A 16,557-nucleotide genomic window follows, 5' to 3' on the forward strand; every position below is an offset into this window, starting at 1 on the left:
GAAGCACCTCAGACCCCTGGCCCTGCTGGCCATGCCCCTGGTGGCCGTCGCCTCGACCATGACCGTGACACCGGCGACGGCGGCAGCCGCGGCCGTCGGCACCATCACCGGTCTCGGCGGCAAGTGCGTGGACGTGGCGGGCGCGAGCTCCGCCAACGGCGCCGCCGTCCAGCTGTACGACTGCAACGGCAGCGGCGCCCAGCAGTGGGACGTCGCCTCCGACGGCACCATCCGCGCGCTGGGCAAGTGTCTGGACGTCAAGGACAACGGCACGGTGAACGGTTCCGTCCTCCAGCTCTGGTCGTGCACCGGCGCCGCGAACCAGAAGTGGACCGTCTCGGCGGCCCGCGACATCGTCAACACCCAGGCGGACAAGTGCCTGGACGTCACCGGCAACACCTCGGCCAACGGCACCAGGCTCCAGCTGTGGACCTGCACCGGCGCCGCGAACCAGAAGTGGACCGCGCCCTCCGGCGGCGGCGGGAACCCCGACCCCGGCGGCGCGCCCATGGCCGTCGCGCCGTACATCTACAACGGCTGGGGCAGCCCGCCCAGCCCCGCCACCGTCCAGAACGCCACCGGCGTCAAGTGGTTCACCCTCGCCTTCGTCCTCAGCAACGGGTACTGCGACCCGCAGTGGGACGGCGGCCGGCCGCTGACCGGGGGAGTGGACCAGCAGACGATCAACACCGTGCGCGCGGGCGGCGGCGACGTCATCCCGTCCTTCGGCGGCTGGAGCGGCAACAAGCTGGAGAGCTCCTGCGGCAGCGCGGGTGAGCTGGCCGCCGCGTACCAGAAGGTCATCAACGCGTACGGTCTGAAGGCGATCGACATCGACATCGAGGCCGCCGCGTACGACAGCCCCACCGTCCAGCAGCGCACCGTCGACGCGCTCAGGACGATCCGGGCCAACAACCCAGGCATCAAGATCTACATCACGTTCGGCACCGGCCAGAACGGCCCCGACACCAGCCTGATCAACCGCGCGGCCTCCTCCGGCCTCACGGTCGACAGCTGGACGATCATGCCGTTCAACTTCGGCGGCAACGGCCAGAACATGGGCGCGCTGTCCGTCCGCGCGGCCGAGGGCCTGAAGACCGCGGTCAAGAACGCCTACGGCTACGGCGACGACGAGGCCTACCGCAAGACAGGCATCTCCTCGATGAACGGCGTCACGGATGTCGGCGAGACCATCACCGTCGCCGACTTCCGCACGATCCTCGCCTACGCGCAGCAGCGTCACCTCGCCCGGCTGACCTTCTGGTCGGTCAACCGCGACCGGCCGTGCACCGGCGGCGGCGCCGACACCTGCTCCGGCGTCGGCCAGGCGGCGTGGGACTTCACCCGCGTACTGGCGCAGTACCGGGGCTGACCCGGCCCCCGATGCCCGGCGACCCCGCCGTGGCCACCCGCCCCGGACACCGATCACCCACGGTGTCCGGGGCGGTTCGCGTTCCCGGGCCGGACCGGACCGGCGGAATCGAATGGGGGTCATCCTCCTCCCGCATGATCGAAGGCTCCGCGCCGCGAAAGCTGTTGGAATCGGATCCGTAACGTCGTGTTTCCGTGCGGAGGGAATGGCAGTGAGCGAGGAGCACCTTGCGCGACCGGTGGGTCACGACGGAGAGCGCGACAGGGCGCACGACACGTCGCGCGCCCCGACCGGGGACCGGCGCACGGTCGTCGTCACCGGCGGCACCAGCGGTATCGGCGCCGCCGTCGCCGAGCGCTTCGCCACCGCGGGCGCCCGCGTTATCGCCGCCGGGCTCGACGCCGGCGGCGCGGCCGGGAGGCTGCCCGAATCGGTCCGCCGCGTCGAGATGGACCTGACTCAGGACCGCGCACTCGAAGACCTCCTCGGCGGAATCGAGCGGCTCGACGTCCTCGTCAACGCGGCCGGTGTGATCGCCCGGGGCCGCGAGTACGAACCCGAGGTCTTCGCCCATGTCGTCGACGTCAACCTCACCGGCACCATGCGCGCCTGCGTCGCCTCGCACGACCTGCTGCGCCGCTCGGGCGGCTGCGTCGTCAACGTCGCCTCCATGCTGAGCTTCTTCGGCGGCCCCCGGGTGCCCGCCTACACGGCCAGCAAGGGCGGTATCACCCAGCTCACCAAGGCGCTCGCCGTCGCCTGGGCGGGGGACGGCATCCGCGTCAACGCGGTGGCGCCGGGATGGATCCGTACGGCCCTGACGGCGGACCTGCGGGCCGACGACGAGGTGGCCCGGCGGATCATCGACCGGACCCCGCTGGGGCGTTGGGGCGAGCCGGCCGACGTGGCCGGCGCCGTGACGTTCCTCTGCGGCGAGGACGCGCGGTTCGTCACCGGAGCCGTACTCCCCGTCGACGGCGGATATCTCGCCGCCTGAACTGCCGGCTCCCCACCCCCAGGAGGAGAGAAGATGACCGACCCGCAAGGCCCCGTGATCCCCCTGTCCACCATGGTCCCGGAGGAGATCGCCGTCGCCGCCCTGCCCGACGACGACCGGATCTGGGTGCCGCAGGCTCCCCACGTCTGGTTCCGCCCGCTGATGTTCAACACCGTCACCGGCCAGTGGTGCAATCTCCTCAAGGTCACGGCGGCGGGGATCGTTTCACGCCACCGGCACCCCGGAGTCGTCTTCGGCTACGTCATCAAGGGCAAGTGGCACTACCACGAGCACGACTGGGTCGCCGAGGCAGGACACTTCGTCTACGAGCCCCCGGGCGAGATCCATACGCTGGCCGTGCCGGCGGACTGCGACGAGATGATCACGTTCTTCAACATCACCGGGGCGATGGCGTATGTCGACGACAACGGGGTCCAGACCGGCTACGAGGACACCTTCACAAAGATCGACATGTGTCGTGCCCACTACACGGAAAATGGTCTCGGCGCCGACTACGTGAATCGGTTCATTCGCTGAACAAACCCTCCATAGCCCCCGTGACCTGCGAGGTAGGCTCCCCTGCCTAGGTGAAGACCTAGGTGAAGGGACGGGGACTCAATGGACATCGGGAGCGTCTACCACTACCGGATCGACTGGATCGCCAGCTTTGTGGCCGTGGCCCACCACGGCGGATTCTCCGCCGCTGCGAAGGCCCTCTACCGCTCACAACCCAGAGTCAGCAGCCATGTCGCGGAGCTGGAACGGCTCCTCGGCACCCGGCTGCTCGACCGCTCCGTGCAGCCCGCCGTCCTCACTCCCGAGGGCCGCGGGCTGCTGCCGCACGCCGAGGAGATCCTGCGCCGGCTCAATGTCCTGGCCGACCTCACCGGAGGGACGATTTCCGGACAGGTCAGACTCGGGGCATACCCGAGCGCTGCCTCGTACCTCTATCCACTGGCCGTACGCGCCCTGCGGATCACCCACCCCCAGGTGCGGCTCGTGCTGCGCGAGGGACCCAGCGTCGCGCTCGGCACCGATCTCGTGAGCGGCGACCTCGACCTCGCGATACGCCCCCTCCATCCGCTCATCAACTCCGATCTGGTCGCCAGCCGGGTGCTCTGGCGCGAGCCCCTCGTCGCCGTCTTCCGCGCCGACCATCCGCTCGCGCGCGTCGGGTCCGTACGCCTCGCGCAGACCGCGATGCTCCCGGTGATCAGCATCGGCGAGAGCGGCGAGGGCCAGGCCCGCCAGTACGAGACCAACCTCGCCTTCGCCAACGCCGGACTCAACCCGGTCATCGCGGCCCAGACGAACCAGCCGCAGACCCTCATCTCCCTCGTACGCCACGGACTTGGCGTCGGCATCACCAACAGCCTCGCCATGACGACCGCGAACACCGAGGGCGTGGCACTGGTCCCCATCGCCGATCCGCAGTGCGAGCGCGCCGTCGCCGCCTGGTGGCGCGCCGGACCGGTCGTCTCACCCGCCGTCGAGGCCGTGCGCGAGGTCATCGGGAAACTGCCGATGCCGCGGTGGCCGTGGGGCGAGGAAGCCGAGTGCGGGCGTACCGCGAAAGCGGGGCGGTGAAACCAGGGCGGTGAAAGCGGGCCGTTGAAACGCGTGCCGGCCCGCATCCCGTTATTCGTTCTCCGAATACCCCGCCTTCGATATCCGAATTGACCGGCGCGGCCCGCGTGGATTACGTCAGCCGCTGAGTACCGGCCGGAATGGGCGCTTCGAGGATTTCCCTCAACAGCGTACGCGCCGCCGGAATCAGCGGCCGATTGGCATCCCAGTGCACCGCGACCCGGCGCCCGCACGCGGCGTCGAGACGCCGGATCGTCACGTCCCTGGTGTCCGCCGTCGACACCGCGAGATGGTTGGTGACCCCCACCCCGAGCCGGCTGCGGACGAGCGAGACGAGCGTCTGCGGCTGGTTCGTCGCCTGTACGGCCTCCGGCTCGAAACCCTGCTCCCGGAAGACCTTGTATGTCTCGAAACCGGGCACGTCCGGTGAGCCGAGCCGCCCGATGGTGATCAGCGGATAGGCCGCGACGGCCGAGACGGGAAGCGGGTCCGGCAGCTCGTCCAGCGGGTGCCCGAGCGGCAGGACGACCGCGAGGGACTCCTGCCAGAGCGCCCGCAGCCGCACCGTGTCACCGACAGGCGGGGCCATGGGCCGCAGGTAGATGTCTATTTCGCCGTGCGAGAGCGCCGAGTCAAGCTCCAGCGTCGACCGTTCGACGAGCACCACCTTGATGGACGGCCGGCTTACCGCGAGATGCTCCAGCAGACCGGGCACGAACGCGGCGCTGGCACTCGGATAGCTCCCCAGCGTCACGACACCCCTGGCCGAATCGCGACGGGTGGCCATCGCCTCCTCCGCCGTCCCGAGCCGGTACAGAATCGCGCGGGCGTGACCGGCGAGCACCTCACCCGCCTCCGTCAGCCGCACCGGCCGCTTGCTCCGGTCGAAGAGCGGCACCCCGGCCTCCCGCTCCAGCGCTGCCACATGCATGCTCACCCGCGGCTGGGAGCGGTGAACGGCCTCGGCAGCGGCACTGAAACTCCCCGTGTCGATGACTCCGAGGAATGAGACAAACCATTCGAGACGAACTTCTGGTCGCAGCATGCCCCTTGCTGTACGCGAGCCGACAGCGGGCAACAAGGTCCGTCGACCGAAGCGAATGAGACGCAATCCGTTTTCCGAATACCCGTATGTGCAACTCGCCCTTCACGCAGGGGATACCGGACTCATACGCTCACGCCACTACCGGGATCAACCAGAGGAGCCCCCACCTCCCGCCCCGGCGACCGATGACTCCCGCCACTGCTCACGTGCACGGACGACGCACGTTCGAGGAGCATTCATGACCGTATCCCCACCCGTCCCGGGCACACCGGCGGGACGTGTCAGATGGACCATGATCTGGCTGGCCTTCGGGGCCGTCACGATCAACTACATGGACCGCGCCAACCTCGGTGTGGCACTGCCCTACATCACCAAGGACCTCGACATATCCAAGACCGCGACCGGGCTGCTGCTCGGCGCGTTCTTCTGGACGTACGCGGCGTTCCTGCCCGGCGCCGGCTGGCTGGTCGACCGCTACGGCCCGCGCCGGATGATGGCCTTCGCCGTCGCCGCCTGGTCGATCGCCACCATGCTGGTCGGCGCGGTCACCGGATTCCTGGTGCTCCTTCTCGTACGCCTGGTGCTCGGAGCCGTCGAGTCGCCCGCCTACCCGTCCAGTTCACAGATCGTCTCGCGCTGGTTCCCGGTGCGCGAACGCGGGATGGCCGCCTCGATCTTCGACAGCGGCGGCCGGGCGGGCACCGCCTTCGCGCTGCCCGTCACCACCGTGGTGATCGCCTGGCTCGGCTGGCGCGGCTCGTTCGTCGCCGCGGGGATCGTCGGTCTCTGCTTCACCGCCTTCTGGCTGAAGTTCTACCGCGACCCCGACGAACACCCCAGGCTGGGCGCCGAGGAGCGCGCGTACATCCGCGCGGGCGGCGCGAACGAGGCGGACCCGACGGTGCCCGCCATGCCCTGGAAGGAGCTGTTCCGCTACCGCACGGTGTGGGGCATGGTCCTCGGCTTCTTCTGTCTCTCCTTCGTGCTGTACTTCTTCATCACCTGGTTCCCGTCCTACCTGGTGGACGAGCGGGACTTCGATCTGCTCAAGCTCGGCTTCTTCGGGATGATCCCGGCACTGGTGTCGATGCCCGCCCAGTGGGCCGGCGGCTGGGTGCAGACCCGGCTGATCAACCAGGGGCGCAGCGTCACGTACGCGCGTAAGTTCCCCATCGTCACCGGGCTGATCCTCTCCTCCGTGATCGTCCTCGCCGGACTCGTCGAGAGCGCCTACCTCGCGCTCGCACTGCTCGCCGTCTCCCAGGCGTCGCTGTGCTTCGCCGCGTCGAGCCTGTGGGCGCTGCCCGCCGACGTCGCGCCGACCCCGGCCAACGTCGGTTCGCTCGCGGGCATCCAGGGCTTCGCCTCCAACGCCGCCGGGGCGCTCAGCCCGGTCGTGGTCGGTGTCCTCCTGGACGCCTTCGGAGGCTCGTACTTCGTACCCCTGGCGACCGCCGCCGCCGTGTCCCTGCTCGGCGCACTCGTCTACGGCGTCGTCATGAAGCACGTGGTGCCGCTCGGCACCGAGCCGGGATCCGCGATCCCGGACCCCGGGAAAAAGACTGGAGAACCCATATGACCAGCTACTCCGAGGCGACCCTTGAGGCCTACAGGTCCCTTGCCACCGCGTCGGTCGCGGACGCCGTCGAACAGCACGGCGCGCGCGGCTATCTCGAAGGAGCTGTCCACCAGGTCGTACCGGGATCGAGGACGCTGGCCGGACCGGCGGTGACGGTCCGGGAGGTGCCCGACCCCGAACTGGAGCCGCCGGTACACGCGTTGGCCGCCATCGACGAGTCCCCGGCCGGCAGCGTCGTGTGCATCGACGCGGGCGCCGCCGACGTCGCCGTGTGGGGCGGGCTGATGACCGCGGGCGCCGTCGCCAGGAAGCTGGCGGGCTGCGTCCTCGACGGCGGGGTGCGCGATGTCACCGAGATCCGCAGGGACTTCCCCGACTTCCCGGTGTACGCCCGGCACGCCGTGCCCGCGACCACACTGGGGCGCTACCGCACGGTTTCGCTCAATGAGCCCGTCGTACTGGGCGGAGTGACCGTACGCCCCGGGGACCTCATCGTCGCCGACCGCGACGGGGTCGTCCGCGTCCCGAAGGACCTCGTCGGCGAAGTCCTCGCCACCGCGCAGGACATCGAGAACCGCGAGAAGGAACAGACCGCGCTGATCCTGTCGTCGGGATCGCTGCGCGACGGCCTCGCCAAGTACAACCGGATCTGACGCGATGCCGGACACCGACCCCTCGGTGCTCTCCATGGGGGAGCCGCTCATCGAATTCAACGCGGCGGCCGAGGGGGCGCTGGAAAGCTCCACCGCCTTCCACACCGGCTTCGGCGGCGACACCTCCAACATGGCGATCGCCGCCCGCCGTTCGGGCGCGAGCACCGGCTACATCACCCGCGTCGGCGACGACGCCTTCGGCCGGGCACTGGCCGAACTGTTGCGCCGGGAGGGCGTCGACACCACCCATGTCGTCGCCGAACCCGGCGGCGCGACCGGCATCTACTTCATCACCCGGCACGGCGACGGCAGGCACGCCTCACCTACCGCCGCGCCGGGTCACCGGCGAGCCGCCTGACTCCCGGGGACGTTCCGGAGCGGGCGGTCGCCGCCGCCAGGCTGCTGCACATCAGCGGCATCACCCAGGCGATCAGCCCATCCGCCTGCGACGCGGCCTTCCACGCCATGGAGACCGCCCGCGCGCACGCCACGCTCGTCTCGTACGACCCCAACCACCGGCCCGCCCTGTGGCCGGCGGCCCGCGCCCGCGCCGTCGTCATGCGCAGCGCCGAGCTGGCCGACATCGTCCTGCCCAACCTGGACGAGGGCCGGCTCCTCACCGGCGCGCACGAACCCGCCGACGTGCTCGGGGAGTTCGCCGCGCGCGGCCCCGCGATCGTCGCCCTGAAGATGGGCGCCGAGGGAGTGCTGCTCTTCGCGGAGGGACGCACCACCCAAGTGCCGGCCCACCCGGTCGTGCCCACGGACGCGACCGGCGCCGGCGACACCTTCGACGGCGCCTTCGCCGCGCGGCTGCTCGACGGGGACTCCCCGCTGGAGGCGGCACACTACGCGGTGATCGCGGCGGCGCTCACCACGACCGGCCACGGCGCGGTGGGCCCCATCCCGGACCGGGAGACCGTCCACGGCCACGCCGGTCATCTCCGTCCCTGACGCTCCCCCTGATCCCGGAAGCACGGGACAGAACAGAGCCGCTCCCGGCCTTCGCGGCCGGGAGCGGCTCTGTCGTTCCGTCAGGCGGGTTACGGGGCCGCGTGCTCCTCGTTGCTCTTGTCACCCACGGCGCCCGGTGTCCACGGCTTCGCCGTCCGGCCGTTGAGGTCCCAGACGACCTCACCCGCGCGCACCGTCAGCTCGGTGACCAGCTTCTCCTTGCCGTCGACCCGCAGGCCGAAGCTGTCCGCGTACCCGAACCTGCCCTTCTCCAGGCCGAAGACCGCGATGTCGGCCGGTGAGCCGACGGACAGATTGCCGAGGTCCTTGCGGCCCAGCGCCTGCGCGGGCTTCCAGGTGGACTCCTCGATGACGTCCTTGAGCGGCTGGCCCATCGTGAGGAACTTGGACATGACGTTGGACATGTCCTTCATGCCCGCGTTCATGCTGTCCGTGTGCAGGTCCGTGGAGATGCTGTCGGGCCAGAAGCCCTCCTTCTTGCCCTCCATGGCGACGTTCCAGTCGAAGCTTCCGCCGCCGTGGCCGACGTCGAAGAGGACGCCGCGGTCGCGGCCCGCCTGGAGCGCCGGGTTGAGCTTGCCGTCGTCACCGAGCTCGTGGCGCAGCCCGGAGTAGACGTGGGAGTAGATGTCACCCGGGCGGAGCCTCTTGGTGAGCAGTTCCTCGATGCTCCGCTCCGGGCTGTCCGACCCGAAGTCGATCATCGCGGGCACACCGGCCATCTCGCCGGCCTTCATCGAGCGCTCGACGGGCTCCCAGGAGGGACCGTTGTAGTGGGCCGTCTTGATACCCCTGATGATCTCGGGGTACTTCTTGGCGACCTCGGCGGCCTCCTCCGCACTCATGTCGCCGAGGTCCTGCTCCTTGTCACCGCCGGCCATGCCCTTGCCGACGATGTTCAGCATCGCCAGCACCCGGGTCTTGGAGGTGTCGACGATGTTCTTCTTGAACAGTTCGAAGTTCTCGGCGCCGGACGAACCGGTGTCGAGCGCCGTGGTCACCCCGGCCCGGAAGGTGAATCCGTCCGGCGGCAGACCGAGCACACCGTTCGCGTAGGCCTCCTGGTCACCCCGGAACAGATGGGTGTGCATGTCAATGAAGCCGGGGGCCAGGTACTTGCCCTTGATGTCGACCGTCTTCTTGGCGCGGGACGGGTCGATCTTCGATCCGACGGCGGCTATCAAGCCGTCCTTGACGGCGATGTCCATGACCCTGTCGCGGTCGTTCTTGGGGTCGATGACATGACCCCTTCGCAGCAGGAGGTCGTAGGTGACCGCGGACGCCGAGGCGTCCGGGCCCGGTGCCGGGTCGTCCGATGACCGGCCGGTGGCGCTGCTGGCGGCCGACGCGCCTGCCACGAGGGTGAGAACCGCGGGGAGTACGGCCCAGGGGGCCCGTGATCTCAGTGTCATGCCAACCCCAATTTCGTCCGGTGACGCGAAGTACGAGCGGTGGTGGTTCGAGCGGTGGTGAGGTGTGCGGCGGTGGTACGAGCGGTGGTGGGGCTCATCGCACGGCGATGCAGTCGATCTCGACGAGGGAGTCCCCGGGGATACCGGCCTGCGCGGCGATCGTCGTGCGGACGCCGGGCTCGGGACCGAAGCGGCCGAGGAAGACCGCGTTCATCCCGTCGTAGTCGTCGAGGGAGTTGAGGTAGACGTTGACCTTGAGCACCCGGTCCATGGACGACCCGGCGGCTTCGAGGTACTTCTCCACCTCGTTGAGCACATGCTCGGTGTGGGCGGTGATGTCGCCCTCGAAGTGCGCGCCGATGCCCGAGATGAAGACCAGGTCGCCGTAGCTGACGACCGGGCTGAACAGCGGGTTCTCCGGCGGCTCGCCGCCACCCGGGTAGTGGATCTCCTTCTCGGGCTTGTGGCGCTTGCGGTCCTCGGTGGCCTTGACGGCCAGTGCCGGGGTCGCGGCCACGGCGGCCACCACCGGAGCCTTGCGGATGAAGTCCCTGCGGTTCGTCACGCTTCCTCCTTCGTCCGGGCCCGCGCGCGCAGGCGTGGGCACGGAACGTCAATGGACTTGCTGCTGGGGAGAGTTGAGATGGGGGAGCGGGGGAGAGATCCCGGCCGGGCCGGGCCGAGAACGCGGGGCTCAGCCGCCGCGCTCGGCCTTCCACGTGGCCTTCAGGTACTCGCCCATGTTGAGATCACCGCTCATCGAGTCGCCCTTGAGCGTCCCCGTGAACGTGAAGTCGAGCGCGTCACCCGACGATTCGCTGAGCGTGCTGCGCACGGTCACCGTCTTGCCGCTGACCGATCCGGTCGCCTTCCTGGACACGTACTCACCGGTGTGGGTGCCGGTGATCCCTGCCCCGTCCTGCGTGAGTTCCAGCCGGTGCGCGCTCGAACTGCCCGCCAGGTACTCGATGTCGAGCGTCCAGGTGCCGGTCGCGTCGACCGACGGCGGACGCGGCGCGGGGGGCGGCTCGGGCGGGTCGGTGAGTATCCGGACCAGCGCGCCCGCGATGATCTTCTCCTCGCCGGGCTGGAGCATGTACGGCGTGATCGACACGCCCGTCCGCGAGGGGTCCTCGCCGCCGGACGCGTTGAGCGCGATCCGGGGCTCGGCCTCGTACAGCGTGTCCGTCACGGTCTGGCCAGACACGCCGAGCTTCTTCTCGTTCCAGGTGATCTTGAGCGACGGCGTGCGGTTCGACAGCCCGTCCGGCTGGCTGACCTCCGTCTTCACACTGCCGATCGCGGAGACCTTGCGCGCGATGGACTTCAGCCAGGACTCCCACCGCTCGTACTCGGCGTCATGGTCGCGCCGCACCCACATCTCGACGGCGGCCAGCATCCCCATGGCCTCTTCCTTGCCGACCTTGTAGCCACGGCCGATGCCGTGGTGGGGCGCGCTGCTGACCCACGCGGCGCGTACGAGATCCTCCCGCCCGAGCAGCAGACCGGCGGACTGCGGGCCGCGGATGGCCTTGCCGCCGCTGTAGGCGACCAGGTCGGCGCCGCGCTCCAGATGGACGTTGGGGATGGTCAGGATCTCGGCGGCGGCGTCGACCAGCACCGGCACGCCCCTGGGCCCGGCGATGCCGGCGACGACGTCCGTGGGGAGTTCGCTCTCGTCGACCCTCGGCCCCGCCATGATGTAGACCAGCGCGGTCCGCGGGCCGATGGCCTGCTCCAGCTCGTCGGGTGTCGACACCTCGACGACCTTCACGCCGACCGCGCTGACCGCGTTCTCGTAGACGTTGCGCGAGTGCGCGGGGATGATCACTTCGGTCTTCTGGAAGCCCGTCAGGTCGGGCAGCCGCACATGCAGATCAGGGTTTCCGCCCGCGACACACGCCGTGGTGGCGTGCGTGAGCGCAGCATGACAACCGGACGCCACCAGGCCGTGCTCGGCCCGGGTGATCTCCGCCAGCCGCTTGCCCACCGCGTCGGCGAGTTCGTCCAGGTGCACGTACTGTCTTGCCGCCGCGTCTATCGCGTCCCGCACCTCGGGCAGCATCAGCGAACCGCTGATGATCGTGTATGTGCCGCGTGCGTTGATCAGCGGCCGTACGCCGATCCGTCCGTAGACGTCCTTCGTGGCCTGGCCGGCCGTTGCCGCCGTCCCCCCGGTGGACTGCGCCAGAGACTCGGTCGCGCCGCCGAGCAGTGGCCCCAGGGAGAGGACACCGCCCGCCACCGCACTGCGTTGCAGAATTGCACGACGGGAAAGAGCATTCTTTGACATTCCGGCTCCCGTGTCGCCTTGTGAGTCAATGTGCGGACCACGGTAAGGAGCCGGGAGGCAACTGTTAAGAGCGTCTTCCAGATGACAGTATTCGATTTCCGGATCGGTGTCTGACCTGCGGTTCAGAATAAATCAGGGCCGAGCGTTGAACAATTTACCGGCGGATTACGTATGGCATGGGGAGTATCCCGGATTCTGCTTCCGGGAACTGCCTGTAACCGTGTGAACCCGCTATGCGCAAGGCGAAGAACTCCGTCCCGGGGGCCCGGCTCAGGGCGCCGGTTCCACTTCCAGGAAGCGCCGGCGGCGCGGGCCGCGGTAGAGCAGCGCCTCCCAGCCCAGCGGGCCCAGCACGGCGGCGCACGCGGTCAGTCGGCTCTCCTCGTCCTGGGCCGCGCCGCTCCCGTGAGGGCCGAGCCATTCCACCCGTACCGTCCCCGGCCGCTCTCCCGGGGCCACCCGGAATCCGGTGGCCGTACGCCGTCCTTCGCCGTCGACTGCGGAGGGCGCGATCCCGGCCGCTTCCAGGGCCAGGGCGATGGCGCGGACCGGCTGATTACGTTCCCACGCGGCGGGAACGGCGCCGGGATCGGAAGCCGTGGTGTTGGTCAGCCGGCGGATCTGCGACAGGCCGCCGAAGGCGACCCGGATCTCGGCCGCGCGGACCTCGGGCGGTACGGAGGGTCGCGGGCCGTCGCCGGTCGCGGCGGCGAAACCGCCCGGCCGTTCCGCGTCCGCCCCGTCCGCCCCGTCCGCCCCAGCAGTCATTCCTGAACAGTAGACCTGAACACAGAAAGAGGCCCCGACCGGACGGGGGAGACCGGTCGGGGCCGTTCAGGCGGGGTGCGGACGGCGGTCGCCTCGCGGCGATAGGCTCCACAGGGCTTCAGCCGAACGATCTTCCCTGTGGGCATTTCTTGATGGGGCCCGGGGACACTGTTCCGTCCACACCCACACTGGTCTCAACGGCGACCGGCCGGCGAATGTTCCCGCGATGTTCCGGTCGTCCCGTCGGGCCCGCGGGAGCCGGCCGCCGAGCAGCCGGGCCAGGCTGCCCGGCCCGGTCACAGGGCCCAGTCCGCCAGGGCCGCCGAGGTTCGTGTACGGCCGAACTCCAGCGTGGTCAGCACCGCGTCCGACGGCAGTTCGAAGACGAGCCACCCACGCGCCGCCCGGCCGGCGGCGAGCGGCACGGACCAGGTCATCATCGGGCCCACCGTCAGATCGGCCGACGCGGGCAGCGGCACATGACGGTGGCCGCCGGCGTCCACGGCCGTGAAGCTGTGCCCGACGTCGTATCCGTACGGCCGCGCCCCCGCGTTGCTCACCTCGGCGAGGACGGCGATCCACTTCCTGCCGTCAGCGGCGCCCGCTTTCCTCGCCATGCCCGCGCCGTTCTCCGAGCCCCCGGCGCCCCCGGCGCCCGCGCCCCGGGACGCCTCGTCGACGACGGCCGTCACCGCCAGCGCCAGTATCGGCTCGTCGCGACCGTCGGGATGGTTCACGAGCACGGTGTCGCCCAGCAGTACGGCGGTCCTGGCGGGCCGTACGGTCCGGGCGGTGGTCCGCCCGTCGTCGGACTTCTTGTCCGGCGCGGATACGCAGCCGGCGAGGGCGAGGGTGCACGCGGCACCGACGGCGACGGCGAGAACCGTCCGACCGAGGGGGCCCCGCCTCGATGAGCCTGTCATGACCGAATGATGGAGCGCCCGATTGTGTGCACGGCGCTCATCCGCAGGTGTTTCCAGGACATTTACTGTCCTGATTGGTGCCTACGTTGGAGCCATCGCCCCGGCGCCTCACGAAGGAGTACAGCATGAGCGTTCTCAGCACCAACCAACCCGAGGGCACCCCCACCTGGATGGAGCTCAGGACCCCCGATCGCAAGGGCGCGCTCGCCTTCTACCAGGCGCTCTTCGGCTGGGAGTACGAGCCGTACCCGACCGGCGACGCCGGAGGCACCGTCTGTCTGCTGCGCGGCCGACCGGTCGCCGGGATCGTCCCGGACACGGACCGGACCACCGCCGTGTGGACCATGTACTTCGCCACCGACGACTGCGACGACACGGCACGCCGGGTCACCGAGACGGGCGGCCGGCTGATCGAGGCACCGGCCGATCTGGCCGACCACGCCCGTACGGCGGTCGCGGTGGACGCGGTCGGCGCCCGGTTCGGGCTCTGGCAGGGCCGCTCCCGGCCCGGCAGCGAGATCGTGAACGAGCCCGACTCGCTGGTCCGCAACGACCTGATCACCCCCGACCCCGGGCCCGCCCGCGCCTTCTACACCGCGCTGTTCGGCTTCACGCTCGACGGCAACGACGAGGTGCCGGAGCTGGACTTCACCTTCCTGCGCCGCCCCGACGGACACGAGATCGGCGGGATCATCGGCAGCTCCGACGTCCCCACGTCCGCCTGGGGGACGCTGTTCGCCGTGTCCGACGCCGACGCCGTGGCGGAGCGCGCCACCGCGTCCGGCGGATCGTCCACCGAACCCGAGGACACCCCGTACGCCCGCATGGCGACCGTCACCGATCCGGCGGGCGCGGTGTTCTCGGTGGGCAAGGCACCGTAGGGATCACGGTGGTCACAGTCCGCGGACGACCGATGAGTCGCGGGCCCGCCGCCGGTCAGCAACGGGAAATCATTCGTGTGCCGGAGGCCCCCCGAGGGGAGCCGAGCGGCCGTCAGCAGGAGGAAACATCTATGTCCGGCACGATTCAGCCGATGGTCATCTCGCCCGCGATCGGCCGGCTGCTGGCCTTCTACCAAGGACTGCTCGGCGCCGTGGAGACGTCGCGCACCCCTGACGAAGGAGCGCCGTTCTTCATCAATCTGCGGGTCGGCGACTCCGATCTCGGGCTGGTGTCGGACGCGGACGTCGACCTCGGCGCGGCGCAGCGGATGCTCCTGAGCGTCGCCGTCTCCGACGTGGACGAGCTGCTGCCCCGCGTCGAGGAGCTCGGCGGGCAGGTGCTCGGGGCCGCCAACGACATGCCGTGGGGGCAGCGGGTCGCCCACATCAAGGACCCGGACGGCAACACCGTCAATCTCACGCAGCAGATCTGAGACCGCCCACCGCCCACTGGCCGCCTCCACGCCTCCCGTCACCCGCCTGCCCCGCCGTGCCGAGCCGCGCGGACACCGCCGTAGCATCGTCCGTATGGACAAGCGCGTACTGGGCAGGACGGGCCGTGAGGTCTCCGTCGTCGGACTGGGCACATGGCAGCTGGGAGCCGACTGGGGTGACGTCGACGAGGCCGACGCCTTCGCCGTCCTCGACGCGGCGCTCGAATCGGGCGTGACCTTCTTCGACACGGCCGACGTGTACGGCGACGGCCGCAGCGAACAGCTCATCGGCCGGTTCCTGAAGGACCGCCCCGACGCCGACGTGTTCGTCGCGACGAAGATGGGCCGCCGGGCCGAGCAGCGTCCCGAGAACTACAGCCTGGACAACTTCCGTACGTGGAACGACCGTTCACGGACCAACCTCGGCGTGGACACCCTGGACCTGGTCCAGCTGCACTGCCCGCCCACGGCCGTCTACTCCACCGACGCCGTCTTCGACGCGCTCGACACCCTGGTCGCCGAGAAGCGGACAGCGGCCTACGCGGTGAGCGTCGAGACCTGCGCCGAGGCGCTCACGGCGATAGCCAGGCCGGGCGTCGCCTCCGTACAGATCATCCTCAACCCCTTCCGGCTCAAGCCGCTCGAAGAGGTGCTGCCCGCCGCCCGGGAGGCGGGCGTCGGCATCATCGCGCGCGTCCCGCTCGCCTCAGGTCTGCTGTCCGGCAAGTACACGAAGGACACGGTCTTCGCCGCCGACGACCACCGCACCTACAACCGGCACGGCGAGGCGTTCGACCAGGGCGAGACCTTCTCCGGCATCGAGTACGCCACGGGCCTCGCCGCCGCCGCCGAGTTCGCGGGCCTGGCCCCCGAGGGCGCCACCCCGGCGCAGACCGCGCTGCGCTGGATCGTCCAGCAGCCCGGCGTCAGCAGCGTCATTCCCGGCGCCCGGTCCGTCGGGCAGGCACGGGCCAACGCCGCCGCGGCCTCTCTTCCGCCGCTGCCGGACGCGACGCTCGGCGCGGTGGGTGAGCTGTACGACCGCCGAATCCGTGCGGAGATCCACCACCGCTGGTAAGGATGGCGGGACAGCCCCCGTACTTCGTACGAAGGAGACATCCCGTGGCCCTCAGCAGAGAAGAACGCGAACAGTTCCTCGTCGAGCCGCACATCGCGTCCCTCGCCGTCGACCCAGGCGAGCAGGACCGGGCGCCGCTCGTCGTCCCCGTCTGGTACCAGTACGCGCCGGGCGGCGACATCTGGATCCTGACGGGCGCCGGCTCCCGCAAGGACAGGCTGATCGTGGCGGCGGGCCGCTTCTCGCTCCTGGTCGAGCGGACCGCGCCGACGGTGCGGTACGTCTCCGTCGAGGGCCCGGTGACGGAGCGGATCCCGGGCACCCGTGACCACATCGTGGAGCTGGCGTCCCGCTATCTGCCGGCCGGGAAGGTCGACGAGTATGTCGCCATGTCGACCGGCGAGCACGGCGATCAGGTCGTCTTCCGGATGCGGCCCCAGCGGTGGCTGTCGTCGGACCTCGGCGCGCTGTGAGCACGCTGAAGGGCGCTGGCGGTGACG

At 70.1% G+C, this 16,557-nt stretch carries 18 protein-coding genes; 12 read left to right on the plus strand and 6 right to left on the minus strand.

Going from position 1 to position 16,557, the window contains the following annotated elements:
- Positions 1-31 precede the first annotated feature (31 nt).
- The 4 genes from OIE74_RS36895 to OIE74_RS36910 all read left to right on the plus strand — a co-directional run bounded on the left by OIE74_RS36895 (position 32) and on the right by OIE74_RS36910 (position 3,956).
- Positions 32-1,372 (plus strand): ricin-type beta-trefoil lectin domain protein, encoded by a 1,341-nt coding sequence (locus tag OIE74_RS36895; protein ID WP_443076397.1) that lies wholly within the window; start codon positions 32-34, stop codon positions 1,370-1,372.
- Between the two features lie 211 nt (positions 1,373-1,583).
- The gene (locus OIE74_RS36900; RefSeq protein WP_329391687.1) at positions 1,584-2,369 is read left to right on the plus strand and encodes an SDR family NAD(P)-dependent oxidoreductase; all 786 of its coding nucleotides are present in this window, start codon (positions 1,584-1,586) and stop codon (positions 2,367-2,369) included.
- Positions 2,370-2,402: 33 nt separating this feature from the next.
- Positions 2,403-2,906, plus strand: coding sequence for a 2,4'-dihydroxyacetophenone dioxygenase family protein (locus OIE74_RS36905; RefSeq protein WP_329391689.1), 504 nt, complete (start codon positions 2,403-2,405; stop codon positions 2,904-2,906).
- An 81-nt stretch (positions 2,907-2,987) separates the two neighbouring features.
- Positions 2,988-3,956 (plus strand): LysR family transcriptional regulator, encoded by a 969-nt coding sequence (locus OIE74_RS36910; RefSeq protein WP_329391691.1) that lies wholly within the window; start codon positions 2,988-2,990, stop codon positions 3,954-3,956.
- Positions 3,957-4,068: 112 nt separating this feature from the next.
- On the opposite strand, the gene OIE74_RS36915 is transcribed toward OIE74_RS36910, so the two are convergent.
- A complete protein-coding gene (locus tag OIE74_RS36915; protein ID WP_329391692.1) occupies positions 4,069-5,001 on the minus strand; it encodes a LysR family transcriptional regulator in 933 nt (310 codons plus the stop codon).
- A gap of 238 nt (positions 5,002-5,239) precedes the next feature.
- Here OIE74_RS36915 and OIE74_RS36920 point away from each other — a divergent pair, with 238 nt between their 5' ends.
- From OIE74_RS36920 to OIE74_RS36935, 4 genes are read left to right on the plus strand one after another with little or no spacing between them, the layout of a single operon-like run.
- A complete protein-coding gene (locus OIE74_RS36920; protein WP_329391694.1) occupies positions 5,240-6,580 on the plus strand; it encodes an MFS transporter in 1,341 nt (446 codons plus the stop codon).
- Positions 6,577-7,233 carry an RraA family protein gene (locus OIE74_RS36925; RefSeq protein ID WP_329391696.1) on the plus strand — a complete coding sequence of 219 codons (657 nt, stop codon included), beginning with the start codon at positions 6,577-6,579 and terminating at the stop codon, positions 7,231-7,233. Before OIE74_RS36920 ends, OIE74_RS36925 begins: the two co-directional genes overlap by 4 nt.
- A gap of 4 nt (positions 7,234-7,237) precedes the next feature.
- On the plus strand, positions 7,238-7,591 hold the full coding sequence (locus OIE74_RS36930; protein WP_329391698.1) for a PfkB family carbohydrate kinase: 354 nt from the start codon (positions 7,238-7,240) through the stop codon (positions 7,589-7,591).
- A 59-nt stretch (positions 7,592-7,650) separates the two neighbouring features.
- Positions 7,651-8,187 carry a carbohydrate kinase family protein gene (locus OIE74_RS36935; protein WP_329392565.1) on the plus strand — a complete coding sequence of 179 codons (537 nt, stop codon included), beginning with the start codon at positions 7,651-7,653 and terminating at the stop codon, positions 8,185-8,187.
- 89 nt (positions 8,188-8,276) lie between these two features.
- On the opposite strand, the gene OIE74_RS36940 is transcribed toward OIE74_RS36935, so the two are convergent.
- The 5 genes from OIE74_RS36940 to OIE74_RS36960 all read right to left on the minus strand — a co-directional run bounded on the left by OIE74_RS36940 (position 8,277) and on the right by OIE74_RS36960 (position 13,604).
- The gene (locus OIE74_RS36940; protein ID WP_329391700.1) at positions 8,277-9,620 is read right to left on the minus strand and encodes an amidohydrolase/deacetylase family metallohydrolase; all 1,344 of its coding nucleotides are present in this window, start codon (positions 9,618-9,620) and stop codon (positions 8,277-8,279) included.
- A 94-nt stretch (positions 9,621-9,714) separates the two neighbouring features.
- A complete protein-coding gene (locus OIE74_RS36945; RefSeq protein ID WP_329391702.1) occupies positions 9,715-10,185 on the minus strand; it encodes a RidA family protein in 471 nt (156 codons plus the stop codon).
- A gap of 129 nt (positions 10,186-10,314) precedes the next feature.
- Positions 10,315-11,913 carry an aminotransferase class V-fold PLP-dependent enzyme gene (locus tag OIE74_RS36950; RefSeq protein WP_329391704.1) on the minus strand — a complete coding sequence of 533 codons (1,599 nt, stop codon included), beginning with the start codon at positions 11,911-11,913 and terminating at the stop codon, positions 10,315-10,317.
- 270 nt (positions 11,914-12,183) lie between these two features.
- Positions 12,184-12,681 carry a hypothetical protein gene (locus tag OIE74_RS36955; protein WP_329391706.1) on the minus strand — a complete coding sequence of 166 codons (498 nt, stop codon included), beginning with the start codon at positions 12,679-12,681 and terminating at the stop codon, positions 12,184-12,186.
- A gap of 296 nt (positions 12,682-12,977) precedes the next feature.
- Entirely contained in the window at positions 12,978-13,604 is a 627-nt protein-coding gene (locus tag OIE74_RS36960) for a hypothetical protein (protein WP_329391708.1), read from the minus strand.
- 125 nt (positions 13,605-13,729) lie between these two features.
- Here OIE74_RS36960 and OIE74_RS36965 point away from each other — a divergent pair, with 125 nt between their 5' ends.
- The 4 genes from OIE74_RS36965 (at position 13,730) to OIE74_RS36980 (ending at position 16,530) form a co-directional block, all read left to right on the plus strand.
- Positions 13,730-14,485, plus strand: a complete 756-nt coding sequence (locus tag OIE74_RS36965; RefSeq protein WP_329391710.1) for a VOC family protein — start codon at positions 13,730-13,732, stop codon at positions 14,483-14,485.
- Positions 14,486-14,616: 131 nt separating this feature from the next.
- Positions 14,617-14,979 (plus strand): VOC family protein, encoded by a 363-nt coding sequence (locus tag OIE74_RS36970; protein WP_329391712.1) that lies wholly within the window; start codon positions 14,617-14,619, stop codon positions 14,977-14,979.
- 94 nt (positions 14,980-15,073) lie between these two features.
- Positions 15,074-16,057 (plus strand): aldo/keto reductase, encoded by a 984-nt coding sequence (locus OIE74_RS36975; RefSeq protein ID WP_329391714.1) that lies wholly within the window; start codon positions 15,074-15,076, stop codon positions 16,055-16,057.
- A gap of 44 nt (positions 16,058-16,101) precedes the next feature.
- The gene (locus tag OIE74_RS36980; RefSeq protein ID WP_329391716.1) at positions 16,102-16,530 is read left to right on the plus strand and encodes a pyridoxamine 5'-phosphate oxidase family protein; all 429 of its coding nucleotides are present in this window, start codon (positions 16,102-16,104) and stop codon (positions 16,528-16,530) included.
- Positions 16,531-16,557: the final 27 nt, after the last annotated feature.

Origin of the sequence: Streptomyces sp. NBC_01716 (genome assembly GCF_036248275.1) — a bacterium.
Classification (GTDB): Bacteria; Actinomycetota; Actinomycetes; order Streptomycetales; family Streptomycetaceae; genus Streptomyces.